This is a genomic window from Alkalibaculum bacchi (genome assembly GCF_937875145.1).
Taxonomy (GTDB): domain Bacteria; phylum Bacillota; class Clostridia; order Eubacteriales; family Alkalibacteraceae; genus Alkalibaculum; species Alkalibaculum bacchi_A.
In genome coordinates this window covers 84,928-103,908 of record NZ_CALNCS010000021.1, presented here as the reverse complement: position 1 = coordinate 103,908, position 18,981 = coordinate 84,928, and the positions used below count along the sequence as shown (strand labels likewise).

General features: G+C 34.5%; 11 protein-coding genes and 1 tRNA gene. 2 read left to right on the top strand and 10 right to left on the bottom strand.

Annotated features, from left to right (window positions below):
* The 9 genes from addA to Q7P22_RS01730 all read right to left on the bottom strand — a co-directional run.
* A partial coding sequence (gene addA / locus Q7P22_RS01770) for a helicase-exonuclease AddAB subunit AddA (RefSeq protein WP_303859936.1) occupies positions 1–2,809 on the bottom strand: 2,809 nt, incomplete at its 3' end.
* A gap of 218 nt (positions 2,810–3,027) precedes the next feature.
* Positions 3,028–6,375 (bottom strand): helicase-exonuclease AddAB subunit AddB, encoded by a 3,348-nt coding sequence (gene addB / locus Q7P22_RS01765; RefSeq protein ID WP_303859934.1) that lies wholly within the window; start codon positions 6,373–6,375, stop codon positions 3,028–3,030.
* A 94-nt stretch (positions 6,376–6,469) separates the two neighbouring features.
* Complete coding sequence (locus Q7P22_RS01760) at positions 6,470–7,621, bottom strand: DUF362 domain-containing protein (protein WP_303859932.1); 1,152 nt, start codon at positions 7,619–7,621, stop codon at positions 6,470–6,472.
* A gap of 150 nt (positions 7,622–7,771) precedes the next feature.
* The gene (locus Q7P22_RS01755; RefSeq protein ID WP_303859930.1) at positions 7,772–8,605 is read right to left on the bottom strand and encodes a deoxyribonuclease IV; all 834 of its coding nucleotides are present in this window, start codon (positions 8,603–8,605) and stop codon (positions 7,772–7,774) included.
* Positions 8,606–8,758: 153 nt separating this feature from the next.
* A complete protein-coding gene (locus Q7P22_RS01750) occupies positions 8,759–10,549 on the bottom strand; it encodes a nitric oxide reductase activation-like protein (RefSeq protein WP_303859928.1) in 1,791 nt (596 codons plus the stop codon).
* A gap of 11 nt (positions 10,550–10,560) precedes the next feature.
* Positions 10,561–11,484, bottom strand: coding sequence for an AAA family ATPase (locus tag Q7P22_RS01745; RefSeq protein ID WP_303859926.1), 924 nt, complete (start codon positions 11,482–11,484; stop codon positions 10,561–10,563).
* 327 nt (positions 11,485–11,811) lie between these two features.
* Positions 11,812–12,558 (bottom strand): hypothetical protein, encoded by a 747-nt coding sequence (locus tag Q7P22_RS01740; protein ID WP_303859924.1) that lies wholly within the window; start codon positions 12,556–12,558, stop codon positions 11,812–11,814.
* 2 nt (positions 12,559–12,560) lie between these two features.
* Positions 12,561–13,601 (bottom strand): ParM/StbA family protein, encoded by a 1,041-nt coding sequence (locus tag Q7P22_RS01735; protein ID WP_303859923.1) that lies wholly within the window; start codon positions 13,599–13,601, stop codon positions 12,561–12,563.
* A gap of 255 nt (positions 13,602–13,856) precedes the next feature.
* Positions 13,857–13,932: transfer RNA gene (locus tag Q7P22_RS01730), tRNA-Val, on the bottom strand.
* 247 nt (positions 13,933–14,179) lie between these two features.
* Between Q7P22_RS01730 and Q7P22_RS01725 the strand changes: the two genes are divergently transcribed.
* Positions 14,180–14,863, top strand: coding sequence for a uracil-DNA glycosylase (locus tag Q7P22_RS01725; protein WP_303859921.1), 684 nt, complete (start codon positions 14,180–14,182; stop codon positions 14,861–14,863).
* A 175-nt stretch (positions 14,864–15,038) separates the two neighbouring features.
* Positions 15,039–17,012, top strand: a complete 1,974-nt coding sequence (locus Q7P22_RS01720) for a fructose-1,6-bisphosphatase (protein WP_303859919.1) — start codon at positions 15,039–15,041, stop codon at positions 17,010–17,012.
* Between the two features lie 53 nt (positions 17,013–17,065).
* Here the strand turns inward: Q7P22_RS01720 and Q7P22_RS01715 are convergent, their stop codons facing one another.
* Positions 17,066–18,718 (bottom strand): DEAD/DEAH box helicase, encoded by a 1,653-nt coding sequence (locus Q7P22_RS01715; RefSeq protein ID WP_303859917.1) that lies wholly within the window; start codon positions 18,716–18,718, stop codon positions 17,066–17,068.
* Positions 18,719–18,981: the final 263 nt, after the last annotated feature.

The window sequence follows — 18,981 nt, the reverse complement described above, 5'->3', positions numbered from 1 at the left end:
TAACCAAACACGCCCAATACTGTATTAAATCCCATTTTCCCTCTAAGTGTTCTGTTTTTAATTTATTTATGATCTCAGATAATCTTTTGTATTCAAGGATAAAACAGCTCTCATCATCCTCTTTGTGGTCCAACCTTTTAAGCACTACAGGCATAATCCAATCTAAATACGTTCTACCTGTAGAAATAAAATATTCACTTAATGTATTTGACCATTTCTTTTCAATAGATCTTTCTAATTTATTTACCGTTCCTACTAAATAAAGATAATCTTTTGCCCTAGACAAAGCTACATATAAAACTCTCATTTCCTCAGACAAAGTCTCTAATTGAATTTTTTCCTTGGCAATGGTCTTAAAGATGGTAGGGCAATATCTACGTTCATCTAGATTTACATAATTAGGACAAATACCTAAATCTTTGTGAACAATAATAGAATCTCGTATATCTTGTAGATTCATATTTTTTCCTAGTCCCCCTACAAAGACTACAGGAAATTCTAATCCTTTGCTTTTGTGAATGCTCATTATACGTATAACATTTTCGTTCGGTCCAATAATCTTCGCTGAAGACAAATCTCTTTTTGTCTCTCTCAAATTTTCTACTAGCCGAATAAAATTAAACAAACCATTAATATTAGATTCTGTGTACTGCTTTGCTCGATCTATAAGTACTCGAATATTTGCTTGTCTTTGTATTCCCCCTGGCATTGCACTAATATAATAGTAATAGCCCGTTTCTACGACAAGTTTCCAGATAAAATCATTGAGGGGCATATACCTACACTGTTTTTTCCACAATTCAATTTTTTGCATCATGTTTTTTAGGCGCGGACTTAAATCATCATCCTTATTGATGATATAAGCTTTAACAGCATCAATAAAGCTAGCTTTTTTTTCATTTATGCGTATCTGTGTAAGCTCTTCAATGGTAAAAGAGAAAACCGGAGACTTCATAACGCTAATCAAAGGAATGTCCTGATAGCTATTGTCGATTAGTTTAAGTAATTCAATGATCAATCGAATTTCTAAAGTATCAAAATATCCTGTTTGAGACTCTGCATAGACAGGTATTCCTTGTTGATTTAATACCTCATAATAAAGGTCAGACCATTGACGCGTGGTCCGAAGCAATATGACCATATCCTTGTATTCTAAGGCTCTGTAGTCGTTTATATCTTTGTCGTAAACCTTTTCTTTTAATAACTCTTTTATTTTGTTAGCAATAAACAGCGCTTCCCCTTCAATTTTTCCAATCTCCATAAGCTCTTCACTGGGAATATTGTCTTTATCATTTTCTATAATTGTAATTTCTACTTTTTCTTGCAAGGGAGCTTGCTGGGCACCTAAATACAATTTAGCATCGTCGTCGTATCTTACCTCTCCAATGTATTCGCTCATGATATTTTCAAAAACCAAATTAATAAAATCGATGATCTTTTGTCTACTTCTAAAGTTTTGATTTAAGGCGATGGTTTCCTTTGTATTCTCTTTTTTATCAGAAAAAGAAATCTGCTTTTTTAAAAATAAGGTTGGATCTGCCATTCGGAATCGATAAATGCTCTGCTTTACATCTCCAACAAAAAACACATTATCTTCTCTCATAATACTAGAGATAATCGTATCCTGAATTTCATTACTATCCTGATACTCATCTACAAATACAAATGCGTATTGGCTTCGCAGCTCTTCTCTAACTTCTGAATTTTGAAGTATTTTGAGAGTATAATGCTCCATATCATTAAAATCCATAACTCGTCTTTCTAACTTTTTCTCTTGAAAGACCTGATTGTATTGTAATACTAAATGTAACAGATACCCTATAACAGGTTCCATTTCTGCAATCTCTTCCATCATAGTATCTGGCGAATTGTACTGCAAACTCTCTTGAAGTTTCTTGACAATCTCTTTTGCACTGTTTCGGCGATCTACTATCATCTCTTTTAACTCTATATTATCTGTTTTGATTCTAAGAGTGCTAAACTTCGCATCTTCTAAGGACTGATAATAAAATTCATAACCACGATTTAAATCTCTTAGAATGAGATCAATTTGGCGTTCTTCGTCTTGTAAAACGTGAATAGCTTTCTCATTGTCTTCTAAGGCGTTTGCCATTTGTAAAGCTTTGTATATCTCTATTTTAGCCGAATTTAGTTTTCTTTTTGCACTAGCTCCATACTCCTCAAAAAGATTGCTCTTATTAAAACTCTCTAAGTTCATTTTAAAGCTTTTTAAGGACTTCTCCACCCACTCCTTAGGAAAAGGCCGATTCATTAAAAAGAGGTGGAGCTTGTTAATCATATTGCGTATCTCTTCATCATCTCTTTTATTGTTAAACATCTCTAACAAATCGATAAATCTTTCATCTTCTTTTTCGTACTCTTCTTCTAAAAGCTCTCCTAAAGCCTTATCCTTCAGTATTCCAATCTGAGTTTCATCTCCGATACGAAGCCCTGGATCTAAATTAATTATTTGAAAGTATTTCTTTGTAATATCTAAACAAAAAGAGTGCAAGGTGCTGATGGATGCTCCAGAAAGTTTCGCGATTTGACGACTTAAAAAGCTCCGACTAACCTTCTCCTCTTCCATCGTCTCCATTAATTTCTTATAGAGGCGAGCCCTCATCTCTTCAGCAGCTGCTTTTGTAAAGGTAACCACCAATAGACGATCTACATCTACCTTATCTTCAATAATTATCTTTACTATTCTCTCTACCAATATTGCTGTTTTTCCTGATCCTGCAGCTGCAGAAACCAGCAAACTTTTATCTCTAGTATCAATCGCCCTTTGCTGATTCTCAGTCCACGGCATGGTTTTCACCTCTTTTGCTATAGTTGTAAAGGATGCATTCTATATTGTATGTTTTTATAGTTCGTTTTAATTTTTAAGTAACGTTATGGTTGGACAGGCATTTGCTCACCCATGGTGACCGTTGTGCCGGAGCGGTGAAGGCGTCTTCTCCTACATAATAGCAGATTTTCTTTGTACAACCAGCTTGCAATCTTCTGCTTTAATGTTTTTCCGTCCAACTATTCGTCTAGACGTTTCAGTACTTCCTCATCACTCAAATCCAACTTCGTACTAAATTTATTTCCATCCAGCTGTTGATCAAAGAAACATATTCCTTTGTACTTACAATAGGTGCAGGCTTCTCTTTTTTGTCCTTTTATTGGTCGGATGGCGATGTTTCCAGCAAATATTTCTTCTCCTATATTGGTAATAGTATTCTCTACGTGAGATAAGAGCTGATCTAATTGTTTCTCTTCAATCAATCCTTTTGATGTAGCCGAAAAGTCCCCATTCTTTTTCACTTTGTAGTTGACGATATCAGAATGTTCTACATCCTCATCCATAGCCTTTAAAACCTCTATATCTTTTAACATGAGACCTTTTAATTTGAAATGCTTGGTAATTTCACTTTTAATCACTTCTTCCTCTACCTTACCACTTAAGACGAGAGGATCATCTAATTTAAAATAAAACATTCCAGCAGCCACCGATTCCATATCTTTTTTCTTGCCATAATTCAAACATACCCACATGTATACGATTAATTGTAAAGACAAACCGTAGTATATATCACTTAAGTTTAACTCTTTATTCCCCGTCTTAAAATCCATGATTTTCATAAACCATTTATCTTCATGTTTTAATATATCTACTCTGTCCATTCTACCCTCTAAATAGAGAATATGCTCTTGTGATAATTCAACTTTAATAGGAGGAATGGATTGTCCTAGACCAAAAATCAACTCATTTCCCAACATAGAAAATTTGCCTTTCTTGTAGTGATAGGTCAAAGTCTCTACTGCTCTAACGAAAATCCTATAAATATACCTAGCTAAATACTTATACCTAAAATTACTCTCAAAGATTCCTTGCCTATAATCTACTACGAGACGATCCATGACTTCTCTACATATTAAAACAGACTTTTCTCTTTGAATTTCCTTCCAATCCAATCCATCTTTTTCAATAATAAGAGTGTACTCATAAATCAATCGGTGAAGGATCTCCCCTATATCTGGTATAGAAACTTGATAAATCTTTCGTTCTTTTGGTCTTAATCCGTAATTTACATAATGTTTAAAAGGGCAATTTGAATACTCTTCTAATCTTGTAACGCTTGTATTTAAGGTTTCACCATAAAGTCCTTTTATCAAATCTGGTCTTAATCGAGATATTCTATTATCAAAAACCATTGCCTCTTTTATATGGGACATATGATTTTCCCAGCGGGGATTTTCTTCATACCAAAGGTATACATCATCCCAAATACTTTCACCTGCTTCATCAAAGCCGTCTATAATTGACCTGTAGTATTGAATCATATGCTTTACTGTTCCTCTAGCATTCGTAATAGGATAAGCATCCTGCCATTCCCTCTCCACTTTTATAGAAGGAAATATTTCTTCTAAGCGATGTATTAGCATAGATGGTCTTAATGAAGCTCCTTCCCAATCTGCTAAGGGATAACTTACGATAATCTTTTCTTTTGGCTTTGCTAAAGCGCTATAAATCAAGTATCTTTCCTGAATGTTTTTAAAGCTAATATCCTCTTCAATTTCCATACCCTTTTCTCTGAGAATAGCGTTCTCATTTTCACTGAAGATTCCTTCACTAATCTGGGGTGAAGGTAATTTCCCTTCATTTACCCCTAGTATAAATAAAGCCTTAAAATCTGTGGTTCGCGTTCTCATAATATCCCCTACGATGACTTGATCTAAAGAAGAGGGGATAACGGAAAGGTCTACACATTCGATACCTGACTCTAAAATATCTAAATACTCTCGTGTACTGGTTTTGTGATCGCCAAATATCTCGATTACTTCGTCAAATAAGTCCATTACAATATTATAAATTTGAGCGATTTCAGCAGCGTACTCATATTGACCATACTCGTTTTTTACTTCTTGTAACATTTTTTGAAGTTTTTCTTCTATAGATAAAGATTCCATGTATTCATACAAGGCAATTGTGATATGCTCGAAGCTAGGATTCCCCTTAATCTTCTCATATAAATTTAGTAGAGGGTCTATTATAGAACTTCTCATACTATTTAGTTTTTCTAAGTCAAACTCATCAGATTCTTGTGTTTGAGTAAATCCATTCTTCCACTTACTCCCCTTTATGCCGTATTTTAATACGTAATTTTCTAAGATTTCGTATTCTTCATAATCTAAATTGGTGAGTCCCGTCTTTATAAGGGCAAACATATCTTCATATGTAAAGTGATATGCAATGGCCCTCAAAGAATAAATGAGTAAAATACTTAAAGGCTTGTCTGTTATTTTCCTTTTAGCATCCATGAAAAAAGGGATACTGTATTCTCCAAAAGATCTTTTTACTAAGAATTCATAACTGCCTAAATCATTCGTCACAACTGTAATATCTCTAAATCGATAACCTTCTTCTTGTACCAACTTTAAAATATCTATACAAAGATAGTCTAGTTCTTCATAGACATTTTTGAAGGCTCGAATTTTAATATTCTCTTCTTTCTCTTCATAGGGGATAAGTGGATAAGAGTATAATTCTCTTTCCAAATGCTCAATATCTTTCCGTTTATCCTTTTGCTTATAATGAGTAGTGATGAGCTTTGCCTGTCCTCTTGCCATTTCCATTAGTTTATTTTGTGTATTTTCATTGATAAGGAAAATCTCTACATCACGATCTTCTTTATTTGTTATTTGAGTAAGACTTATGGTTAACTCTTTGCTATAGACATAGAGTTTTTCAACAAATTTAAACATCTGCTCCGTAAAAGTATCGAATCCATCAATCCATATCTTTAACTTAGGAATTGTAGTGCTGCCCTCCATCTGGTCTATAAGCAAGTCTATAACGCCTTCGTTGTCTAAGTATTCCTCTCCTAGCCAGTTATTATAACTTTCCATAAGAGTAGTAATATCCTTAAGTTTTCTGCTAAGCATTTGATGATCTTCTAAGTCCTTTTCTAGAATTTCTTTTAAATCTTCTTCACAAATCATCTTTTTTTTGAGATTAGCAATAATATCCTGAACTTCATGAATAAAACCTGGTTTTCGAACCATACCTCTGTAAACAGAAAGCTCTTCCTGTCTATCTAATAATGATTTTTGCAAGGCCATATGTTTTCCAGTTGGAGACAATTTCACTTTTGTAGCGCCTCCAACTTCTTCCATGAGCCTACTCATTAATCTGGAGAAGCTCAAAACTTCCACATCTAGTATTCCAGGGCTATCTAAGACTTCAATCAATTCCCTCTCTGCCTGAAAAGTAAATTGCTCCGGTACAATAAGGATAAGCCTATCCTCACCCTTTTCGATGCATTTTTTTATTTGATTATATATAATATGAGATTTTCCGGTACCTTTTCGACCTAAAATTAGATTCATGATTTCACTCCCTTCTGGTTGGACGGTTGGTTGGGAAAAGCCTTGGCGTATTTTTAATTACGAATTTAAAATTATTCCCTGCCTATAAGTATGCCTAGTTAAATACTCTACCCAACCTCGTTTGCGCCACTTCTATGGCCCCTTCTGGACATAATTCTTGGCAACAGAAACAACGAATACATGTTTTCTTATTAAATTCAGGTGCCTTCTTACCTTTTTGATCGGTCATAGTAATCACATCTGGTTTTTCAGGGCAAACTTCATAACATCGATTACAGCTGATACATTTTTCTAAAATCAATTTTGGATAAGGTGCTAAAAATCTTCTCATAAATTTGTGAGAACCTTCTGTGCCTAGGTACTCTAACTTTTTAGCTATGAGTTTAAAATCCTCTACCTTTAGACCTTCTCTCTTCTCTCCTAAAATCTTAATTTCATCAAGAAAAACCGTTCCCCAATTAGATTCATAAGCTGCTTTTAATTGAGGTAATTCTAAAGGATCTTCATAACCTATAAGACTCGCTGCAACTGCGTCTATAGCTGTAAGGCTTTCACCCATAATGATTGTATCCATTTTCCTAGGAGTTCCGTTTCTCGGCCCATTGCCTTCCATTGCCACTATGCCATCTAATACAGCAAACTTTGTATCGACTAAAGTGTTTAAATCTAAGAGCATTTTTGCAAAGTTTTCTAAATTATTCATTCGAGCATGCCATACAGCCTTTCTCGTACCTGGCACACAACCAAACTGATTTTTGACCGCTCCAGTGTAATACATCATTCCATGAGTTTTTAATTTAGGTAAGGATATCAAGACATCCGACTCATAAGCAGCCCTTGCTATATCCCAGTTTTTACACAAAATAGCGTCTTCTAGCTCTAGATTAATATTGTCATTAAAATCTACAAAGCTAGCACCGTATTTACTTCCTACTTCAATAAGCCTTGCCTTTTGAGCCGCTTTATAAGAGCTTCCAAAACCAGGAGAATCTCCAAAAGTAATACTGTCTGTGTAATCAGAGATAATTCGAAGGAGTGCTTCGAATACAATATAATGAGTTATAACAGGCGAACCTGCCTCTTCTGCCATTAAAAGATTTGGCTTTAGTAAGACCTTTGCATTAAGGGGAATAAGCTTTCTTATAAAGGGCTCTCCCCCAAGAAGTTCAAAACCTTCTCTTAATGTCCTTTCAACGAGCTCTAGTTCATAACCTGTGCACTTTAATAATGCAATTTTTTCTTTCATATATCTCTCCTTTTGAATGATGGTTGAATGATAGTAGAACAATTGTGGAACGATGGTCCAACAATAGTTAAACAGTAGTTAAACGATTGTTCGACTACTATTTAACTATTGTCAGATATATGTTTATATATCAGATATGCATATATCTGACTATATTTTTAGCGCTTTCCGTATCATCTCAATTTCTTCTCTATGACCTTCAAGTTCATTTGGCGTTTCTAAGAAGAATGGAATATGTTTAAGTTTAGGGTGTGTCATAATATTTAGAATTGCTTTTAAACCTATATGACCTTGTCCAATGGTCTCATGTTGGTCCTTTTTACTTCCTAGAGGATTTTTACTGTCGTTTAAATGAATGGCCTTTAATCTATCTACTCCAATAGTTTTATCTAATTCTTCTATAACTCCATCTAAATTATTGACGATATCATATCCTGCAGAGTATATGTGACAAGTGTCTAAGCAAATGCCTAATTTATCATTTAATTTGACTCTATCCATAATCTCTTTTACCTCTTCAAAAACAATTCCTATCTCTGTTCCTTTCCCTGACATCAACTCTAATAGAACAGTCGTCGTATGCTCTTCTTTCAATACTGCATTGAGAACTTGTGCAATAAGTTCAATGCCCTTCTCTGCACCTTGTCCTACGTGACTACCTGGGTGAAAGTTATACAAATCACAAGGTATATATTCCATCCGATTTAAGTCGTCTTCAAATACCATTTTAGCAAATTCTCTCGTACTTTCTGTTGCAGAGCTCATATTTAAAGTATAAGGCGCATGAGCCAGTAAAGGTCCAAAGTCATTCTCTTCCATTAAAACTTTACATTTAGCCATATCATCTAAGTCTAGCTTCTTTGCTTTACTTCCCCTAGGATTTCGTGTAAAAAACTGAAAGGTATTTGCACCAATACCTATTGCATCCTTCGTCGCCATATACATCCCCTTAGAGGTAGATATATGGGGTCCTATATATAACATTGGCCTTCTCTCCTCGCTGTCTATTCCATACCTATATTTTATCATCATTAGGGTGTATTATCCACGAAAAGGAGATAAACGAAACCTTAACTTGCCTATAGGCGAGTTAAGGTTTCCCTAGCCAACTAAAAACACCCTCTCGCGAGGGTGTTTTTAGTAATTTTCAATTACTCTCTTTAAGAATGTTCCAACTATATCTGCAAAGCGATCTACATTTCTAGTGTATATGAAGTCTTTGCCGTAAATGAATTTCTCTGCATGTAAGTCTTCTTCTTTTCCGGTGAATACGCCTAGAACTAGGATCCCTGATTTACGAGCTTTTCGTACTTCTAGGGCCGTATCTTTTATGGCTGCTGTCCCTTGATAGGATACTTTTCCTTTTAAACCAATCTGTGCTACTTTGGAAATAATAATATCATTAGGTTTACCATCGCTTAAGATAATCATGATTTTATTTTCTTCTTCTCTTTTCAAAAGATCTTGAGCAACTGATTGAATCGCTAAACCGTCTCTATTATTACCTGCAGAATAATATTCAAATATATTTTTGTTTTCACTGCGCGGACTATCATAATTGCGATATCGCCTTAAAATCGTGTAATCTAGAAAGTTGCTAAAACCCATAACCCTATTAGGAATAGATGCTAAGGTTAAAGCCTCACTAATAATATACGCTTGTGATGCTACCTGTCCTTGGTTCATCCTTTGAGAACCACTGGCATCTAGGAGGATGTCTACTGCATATCCGCCTTTTTCATTTTTTAAGATTTTATTAAACACTTTAGTATCTTTGCTTCTACCAATTTTCCAAAGCTTATTGGCAACTATTACGCCATTATCAGATGGTATTTTTGTCACTTCACTCTCAGCGATCATCGTTCGCAAGATCATTTGTTTCAATTTTGTAATATTTCTCTTGTTTATCCTTGGATTCTGAGCATAAAAGGATAAATTATTTTCTCTTTGACGAGACACAAACTTTTTCTGAAAAGCATTATCGTTGTCTGTTCGAAGTACTCCATCTGTAAAGTGAATCCTGCATCCATCATGGGCATTGCTACAAACTTTCCGTTCAATATTTCGCACTTCTTCTTTACTTAAAAAGGGATCCCCATAATAGTAAGATATTTTATCGTAAATTTTATTAGCTGTTTCTTGATCCACAAAAATATGTCTATTGTCCATTGTAGAGGCATCCTTAGAAAAATCTCCTAAAGACTCTACTAATAAGGAGCTATTCATATTATCCACTACTTCAGATATTTCTTGACTAACCTCATTATCTTTATATAATTCTTCATATAAGAAATCTTGAAAATCCCCATTGCTATCTTCACTTAAGGCCTGTTGTTGCACTTGTTCTATAAGCTGATCTTCTATTTCAACGAAGTAATCTTCTTCCTGGCTAAAGTGCTTTGTATAGATTTTGTCCATAAGCACAATTACTTCTTTTGTAGTAGTAGCGTTTTTGCACTCCAACATATCCTTCAAAATCCCCCTGACCTGTCGGTCAAATTGGACGCTTTTACCCATTTGCTCAAACACCCAAGCATAGCGGATTTTTTCCATCAATGTAGAGGAATGTGTCTTTAAAAACTGTTTTAAGAGTTCCTCGTACCCCTCGTTTCTTATATCTTGAACTCCTGGACGTTCCTCAATCAATTTATCTTCGACCATAATGTCTAGGCAGATTTCTACAAAAGGTACAAGAATATCAGGATTTACACCTTTTCTTGCCTTATAGGAAATATACTTTTTTACCGTCAACCAATCTACATACTTTTTTCGAGCACCTGTTTTGACTGCAAAGTATATGGCTAAATCTTTAGATACATTTGCATACCTCTTTAGATCATTCGATTCTTCTCCATAATCTTCGGATATGGTCCACATCATATTATGTAACCTATTATCTAATTCATAATCATTATACTCCCATTCCATGATCATTTCTCCTATCTAGAAGGAAACACATCTTCTACTGTCCAAGCTTCAGGTATTCTCGTTCGAATTACATCTTCTACTATTTCCTTTTCATATTGATCAAAGGTTTTTCCTGTTATCCCCATTTGAATACCTAATCTCGGTCTCAAACCTCTTCTAATCGTCTTTAAGGAAGCAATCAAACCTCTTAAATCAACTGCTTTTGTTGAGATCTCACCATTTTCTGATTTCATTTGCAAATCTATAAATACGCCAATAAATTGACTTAGGATTTCCTTATCCGCATCTGGAAAATCATCTGTTAATATTTTCATTAGCTTTGGTTCATCCACTTTGGGGATGTCCACAACTAAGAACCGAGATACGAGAGCCTCATTTAAATCTTTTGTACCTGCATAATCGTAATTCATCGTACCAATAAAACGAGTCGCATCGTTAAGTGCAATTTTTTCATAGCCAGGTATATCAATAATCCTTCTATAATCAAGAGCTGAATGCAAAACTACAACAGCATCATTTTTAGCCATATTGATTTCATCAAAAACACCGAATCCACCATAAGTAGCACAATGGTATACTGGTCCCTTACGAAGTTTTACTTCGTTGTTTTCGAAGGTATCTGTACCAATTAAGTTTGCGCTATCTGTGTTTACATTAAAAGATACATTCCATTGGGGCCTGCCAAACAAATGACAAGCATTATCTGCCAAAAGATTTTTTCCAGTAGCCTTTGGTCCTGATAGGAGTACATGCTCTCCCTCTAATAATGCAGAAATAACCATCTCCCAAATTTCTTTCCCATAAAAATAATTGCTAAGGCCAGGAATTCGATCTAGGGCATTGGAGTCTACTTTGTGATAACGACTAAAATAGTCTACGTCATCAATCAATTTTGGATTAACACCATCTTCTATAAGAAAATTTTTAAGATTCATAAAGACCTCCTTGTTTTTGTGTTTTCTGTTCTTTTATATCTCTTTTGTTATATCATAAATTCCGTAGATTACCTCAGTCGCCTCGCAGCCGAGATTGTTTGCACTTGCTAGCAATCAAGATATTTTCTTGTGCGAGCACAGAAAACATCCGGATTTCTGCGAGTCAATCTGCTGATACAAATATTATAACACAATATATTACAAGAAACCTTTTAGTTCTACATGAATAAACAATAGTTAAATAATTGTAAAAACACTTCCCTCGCCCCTAGGCGAATTTGTTTTTATCAACTGACCACCTTAAAGAAAAAAGGTAAGGAGTACTCCTTACCTTATAGTGATCATACCACTCACTAGAGCTTCTAAGTCTGAGTTGTCTATCTCTTTCTTCTCTGCTAGTGATTCTTCTTTTACTTCTTCTTTTACTTCTTCTTTTACTTCTTCAATCATTTCTTCTTTTTGCTCGTCTTCTATTATTTCTTCTTCTATTATTTCTTCTTCTGTTGTAATGACTTCTGCAGACACTTCTATAGAAACTTCTCCATCTATTTGAGACTCTGTTTTTTCAACTTCCTGTTCTACTTGTAGCCCTTCTTCTAGAATTTCTGTTTCTTCAACAGCTTCTATTGTTGTAAGAGGAGATTCTTCTACTGATTTTACTGTTTCAATTTGTATTGGCTCTTGTTCTTCTAGCCCAACGGCTTCCTTGATGCCTTTTATCCGCTTTCCCTTAGGTAATTTAGCTCCTTGTTTTGGGCTCTTCACTTGAGGATTTACGGTCTCTATAGTATCTGTTTGTTCTAAAATATTTGATGCCAATGAACTTGCTATATCCATTTCTTCCAGGACCTTTTTTACGGTTTTTTCTACAATAGACTCAATACGATTATAGTCTATATCATTCTTTTGTTTCTTTTTATTAGATATATAATTAGCTTGATAATATCTTAAAGCATCTTTTACTAGTTTTGATACTGTGACCCCTTTACTTTCCATTTGTTCTAAGAAATCAAATAAGTCTTTATCATTTAGTGAGCCAAGGCTTGCTGTAATAGTTTTTCGAACATTTGCCATTATTATTCAGCTCCTTTAACTTTCTCCAAGTAATCAAGTGTTAATAATTCCTTGTACCTTTCTGCAAAAATTACTGTGTTTGCGTGTTGTGCTTTTACATTTTCTATAACAATTGGGGTAGCTTCTGGTTTTACATTCATCTCTGCTTGTACATATGGAAGCAGTATGTGAGCTGGAGCACCCATTAACAATATACTTTCACATGCAGAAAGTTGGAAAATGCTTTTTATAGAACTCACAAAATCCGAAACATATGGCATAAGAATTTCATCCTTTACACTCTTTAACTCTTCTTCTGTGCTAAAAGGAAGATAATTTTCTTCTAAAAACTCAATAGCATCTATTATATCGTAGTTCCCATCTGAACCTTCTGCAGAGTTAAATCTTGTTAAAAGATCTTCCATAACTGGCTGAAAACCATATTGAGCATAGCTCTTCGCAGCAGTCATATTTAATACTTTATTATCAAATTCATCTTTTACAAATCGCCAAAAGGATACATCTAATGTCACAGAACCAAGGTCAACCATTAACATAGGGAACTTATAATTTTTTGCCCTAGTGGAGCTTAACGTACCACCCTGTTTAAACACCTGAACATCTAAAATTTCAATATTGTACTCTACACTATTTACTGTGATTTGTTGTTTTTCCATTTTTAGTATTTCATCTTTTAGAGGTTGGAAATGAATATCATAAAATTCAGCAGGAAGTCCTAAAGCAAGTCTTACGCTTATATCTTTTTTTCCTTTAAAGCTAAGAGCAATGGCAGTAAGTAAACATAATTTGTAATGATCTGATGAATACTTTGTAGGCTCAATATTAGCCTTACCATTCTTACTACCTACTGTATATAATTTTCCATTCCAAATAACATTACTTGTCTTTGCCGTCACACTTCCATGTCTATTTACTTCGGAAATCCTACTTGGTATAGAAAGTCCTACATTTGTCTTCACATATGAGTTACCTACATCTACAGCTAATACAGTGTCTATTACCTTTTTCAGTTCAGGGTGTTTTTTCAAAACTTCTTCATTCATATGTACTTCATATCCTTTCTCTTTTGTATATACTTTGATTTTATACTATACATATTTGAAAATCAACAAACATTTGACATATGTTTATCTATTTTTATATTGTCTCTATATTATCTGGATGTATATACATTTATCTACACATTACGACATGTAGCAATCTCGTCTACGTATCTCAAACTGACCACCTTATACAAAAAAACTCCTAGTACGCACTTTGCACACACTAGAAGGCTATAAAAAATAATATTCATAAATTGGTGATTCCGACTGGACTTGAACCAGCGACCTCCACCGTGTCAGGGTGGCGCTCTCCCAGCTGAGCTACGAAATCATTGTTTTTATTATATACTATTATGGACAAGATTGTAAACATTTTTTTACTTTGATTATAAGCAAAGTAAACAATTATAGAACAATAGTTAAAGCCTTGTAAAACGCTATAAACCATGTAGATCTTCCAACATAAAAATTTTGCATTTAGCTTTCCCCTTTCAACCCTTTTACTTACACATGTTTCATTGAATTTTAGGATAAACTATTCTATACTTTAAATATATTACAAAGTAAGGAGCATTCACATGACTATTAAATTTCAAAATGATTGGGGCCTGATTCTTGAAGGTGAGTTTGAAAAGGAGTATTATGTCCGATTACATGATATCTTAAAAAATGAATATAAAACCAAAAAAATTTATCCCAATATGCATGATATCTTTAACGCCCTTCACTATACTGCTTATAAAGACGTGAAAGTGGTTATCTTAGGACAAGATCCATATCATGGCTCAGGACAGGCTCACGGTCTATCCTTTTCAGTAAAACCTGATGTATCCATACCACCTTCTCTTATGAATATTTATAAAGAACTTCACGATGATCTGGGCTGTTCTATACCAAACCACGGTCATTTAAAGAAATGGTCTGACCAAGGAGTCCTCTTGTTAAATGCAGTGCTTACTGTAAGAGCGGGTTCACCAGCTTCTCATCAAAAACTAGGATGGGAGATTTTTACGGATCAGATCATACAAATAATTAATCAAAAGAAAGATCCTGTTGTCTTTGTCTTATGGGGAAAATTTGCTCAATCAAAAGAAATGTATATTAATAATCCTCATCATAAAATTATCAAATCCCCCCACCCAAGCCCTTTTTCTGCCAATAAAGGTTTTTTTGGAAGCAGACCCTTCTCAAAGGCAAACGATTTCCTATTAAATATGGGGGAAACGCCAATTGATTGGCAAATAGACCCTGTTTTATTCTAAATTCTATATGTAAGTTCTTAGTAAAGTCGCTAATTAGTATATCACATAATTGAAATTTAACTTTTATTATCTATTTTAATTCTTTTATAGTATGATATACTATTTGTAAAAGCGAATATATTCAAAGAATATGTGCTACTCTACAATATTATCAACTTAGTTATGGAGGCTTTCTATGAACAGATTTACTAGTAAACAAATCCAAGATAATAGAAATTACTTAGAACTCTTATCTCAAAAATTCCCCTGCATTGGAATAGCTGCTTCTGAGGTTATTAATCTAAAAGCTATTATGAATTTACCAAAAGGGACAGAACATTTTCTCACAGACATTCATGGTGAACATGAAGCCTTTAATCACGTCATGCGAAATGCTTCGGGCGTCGTCAAAAGGAAAATAACAGATGTACTTGGAAAAACCTTATCTGAATCAGATATACAAGAACTTGCTACACTGATATATTATCCTGAGGAAAAATTGCAACAGGTAAAATCTCTAGAGAAAAACCTGGGTGACTGGTACAAAATTACCATCTACAGATTGGTACAGGTTTGCAGAGATGCATCATCTAAATACACTCGTTCAAAGGTAAGAAAAGCACTCCCGCCCTCTTTTGCCTATATCATGGAGGAATTATTACACGAAAATGAAAACCGTTTCAATAAAAAAGACTACTATAATGAAATCATTAATGCTATTGTCTCTTTAGAGCAAGCCGATGAATTTATTATAGAGATTTCTTCTGTCATACAAAGACTAACCATTGATCACCTACATATTATTGGAGATATTTACGATAGAGGTTCTGGTTCTCATATTATCATGGACACTTTAATGGAGCACCACTCTTTAGATATACAATGGGGAAACCATGATATCCTCTGGATGGGAGCTGCCGCAGGGGATTTATCATGTATTGCTAATGTGATACGTATATGCCTACGTTACTCAAATATGGATATCTTAGAAGACGGATATGGAATTAATTTATTGCCACTGGCAACTCTTGCATTAGAGATGTATTCTGACGATCCATGCAAAAACTTCATTCCTAAAGTAAATAGCACAGAAGTTTTTACAGATTCTGATATACAGTTATTATCAAAAATGCACAAGGCCATTTCTATTATTCAGTTTAAATTGGAGCATCAATTAATCCTTTCACATCCTGAGTTTGAAATAGAAGATAGACTTCTCTTAGATAAAATTGATTATGAGGCTAGTATCATCAAAATAAATGGAGCACAGTACAAGCTAAGTGATAGCAATTTTCCAACTATAGACCCTAAAGAATCGTGGAAACTTTCTTTAGACGAAGAGCGAGTAATACAAAAACTTCGTTCTTCCTTTACTCTGTCTGAACGATTGCAAAAACATGTACGATTTTTGCTATCTAAAGGAAGTATTTATTTAAATTACAATGGCAATTTGCTCTTTCACGCTTCTTTGCCCATGAATAAGGAAGGTAGTTTCAAAGAAGTAAAAATCAACAATAAATATTACAAAAGCCGAGAATTCTTGGATAAATTAGATCAATACGTAAGAGAAGCTTATTTTGGAGACGGACAAAGTAATATAGGACCGGAAATTTTTTGGTATCTATGGTGCCATAAAGACTCCCCTCTCTTTGGCAAGAATAAGATGGCTACTTTTGAACGGTATCTTGTCGTAGATAAAAGCACTCATAAAGAAGTATACACTCCTTATTATAATTTAATCTATGATGAAAAAATTGCAAAAAAAGTTTTAATGGAGTTTGGTTTAGATCCTGATCATGGACATATTATTAATGGCCATGTGCCTGTAAAATCTAAGGATGGAGAAAGCCCTATAAAGGCTAATGGAAGGCTTTTAGTCATAGACGGTGGTTTTGCTCGTGCTTATCAAAAGACAACGGGTATTGCTGGGTATACTTTGATTTATAATTCTTATGGGTTGCAGCTTGCGAGCCATGAGCCCTTTGAATCTGTTGAAAAAGCCGTCAATGATGGAAAGGACATCCGTTCGACTATTAGGGTCATTGAAAAGGTATTAGATCGAAAAAAAGTTGCAGATACAGATGTAGGTTTGAGCTTGAGCAAGCGGATATATTATTTAGAGATGTTAATCAGTGCTTACCGCAGTGGAAGTCTAAAAGAAAGACTGTAGATCACTACAGTCTTTCTTTTAATTAAAAATTGACAATGGTACAAAACAAAGTTTTATTTTGTACGCACTCTTCTTTTTGGCTTTTTGCCTTGAGCTCTCTCAATGACTACTTTATTGCCCTTTATCGTTCCTTTTCTCATAATTTCTAGTACTTCGTCAGCGTATTCTTCCGGTATGTCTACAAATGTATAATTTTCAAAGATATCGATATGACCTATATTGCTGCCACTCATGCTTGTCTCAGAGGCAATAGACTTCACTACATCTCCTGGTTGAATTTTTTTGTTTCTTCCTACATTGATAAACATTCTCGCCATATGTTCATCGCCTCTTCTTCTTCTACCACCTTTTTGAGATCCTTGATCTCTTCGACTACCTTTATTAAATTGAACTGGCTCAATCATATCTTTTTCTGGCAGTTCTAATTCCATTTTGAGCATTGCTGCCGCTACTTCTATGGATTGGAAATCTTCTGTCTCCATCATTTTATCTAGAATATTAATGTATTTGGATAATCCACCTTCTCCGATGGCTTTTTTTAATTTATTAATAAATATTTGCGTCTTGATGTTCTCAATATCGCTTATACTTGGTATAGGATGTCGATTGATTTTCTTCTTAGTATAATTCATAACATTCTTTAGCAAATAATAATCTCTTGACGTTACAAAAGTAAAGGCCGTTCCATTTTTACCAGCCCTACCTGTTCTACCAATCCTATGAACATAGTATTCTTCATGGCTTGGCATATCGTAATTAAGTACAATTTCTACATCATCAATATCTAATCCTCTAGCCGCTACATCCGTAGCTACTAAAATCTCGATATCTCCTCTTTTGAACTTGCTGATTACATTACTTCTCACCTGTTGCTTCATATCTCCATGAATTTTATCTGCGCTATAACCTCTTGATTGAATAAGGTCTGTCACATCATCTACTTTTCTCTTTGTATTACAGAAGATAATTGATAATTTAGGATTGTAAACATCTATTAATCTTGTAAGAACTTCTATTTTATCCTGTTCTTTTACCTCTATATATAGTTGCTCTACATTTGGCGTAGTCAGCTCTTTGTGCACTACTTTTACAATCTCTGGATCTTTTTGATACTTATTGATAATTTCTAATATTGCCTTAGGCATCGTAGCAGAAAAAAGGAGAGTTTGTCTTTCGTGATCTACACTTTCCAAAATTGTCTCTATATCTTCTCTAAAACCCATATTAAGCATTTCATCGGCCTCATCTAATACGAACAATTTCAAATCCTTTAACTTTAACGTCCTTCTATTGATATGGTCGATAACCCTACCTGGCGTACCAATGACAATTTGTACGCCTCTTTTTAAGGCATTAATTTGTCGATCAATAGATTGACCTCCATAAATTGGTGCAATCTTAATACCATGCTTAAACTTTGCAAGCTTTGCAATTTCTTCTGAGACCTGTAATGCAAGCTCTCTAGTGGGGCATAATATGAGAGCCTGCGTACTTTTATTATTGGGGTCTACTATATCTAAAAGAGGTATACCAAAAGCCGCAGTTTTACCTGTACCTGTTTGAGCTTGTCCTACAACATCTTTGCCTGCCATAATCAAAGGCATAGTCAATTGTTGAATCGGAGTCATCTCCTCAAAGCCCATTGCGTCAACTGCTCTTTTTATCTCGTCGCTACACTGTATGTCTTCAAATTTTTTTATTTCCATTATATCATTCCTTTTTCTGTATATTCCGATTATCAGTATATCATTAATCTTTTAAAATAGATATTTTTATTTTTCGCCTGCTAACGAGCAAGCGAAAAATAAAGCTTTCGTAGCATCTATGTAATGCAGCAGACAAACAACTTTCTGATTTGACTGTGAAATTACATGGATACGTAAATTGAAGCGTTTGCTTTCATTTAGCAAGTGTCGCAATCTTAGAATCGACGTAGACGATTCTAAGGTTTGACCATTACTAACCCTAC

Coding starts and splice junctions, on each gene's coding strand:
- Q7P22_RS01745 (WP_303859926.1), bottom strand. CDS start 11,484: ATGAATCTTAAAAATTTTCTTATAGAAGATGGTGTTAATCCAAAATTG.
- Q7P22_RS01750 (WP_303859928.1), bottom strand. CDS start 10,549: ATGGAATGGGAGTATAATGATTATGAATTAGATAATAGGTTACATAAT.
- Q7P22_RS01755 (WP_303859930.1), bottom strand. CDS start 8,605: ATGTTATATATAGGACCCCATATATCTACCTCTAAGGGGATGTATATG.
- addB (WP_303859934.1), bottom strand. CDS start 6,375: ATGAATCTAATTTTAGGTCGAAAAGGTACCGGAAAATCTCATATTATA.
- Q7P22_RS01760 (WP_303859932.1), bottom strand. CDS start 7,621: ATGAAAGAAAAAATTGCATTATTAAAGTGCACAGGTTATGAACTAGAG.
- Q7P22_RS01735 (WP_303859923.1), bottom strand. CDS start 13,601: ATGAATGAAGAAGTTTTGAAAAAACACCCTGAACTGAAAAAGGTAATA.
- Q7P22_RS01715 (WP_303859917.1), bottom strand. CDS start 18,718: ATGGAAATAAAAAAATTTGAAGACATACAGTGTAGCGACGAGATAAAA.
- Q7P22_RS01740 (WP_303859924.1), bottom strand. CDS start 12,558: ATGGCAAATGTTCGAAAAACTATTACAGCAAGCCTTGGCTCACTAAAT.
- Q7P22_RS01720 (WP_303859919.1), top strand. CDS start 15,039: ATGAACAGATTTACTAGTAAACAAATCCAAGATAATAGAAATTACTTA.
- Q7P22_RS01725 (WP_303859921.1), top strand. CDS start 14,180: ATGACTATTAAATTTCAAAATGATTGGGGCCTGATTCTTGAAGGTGAG.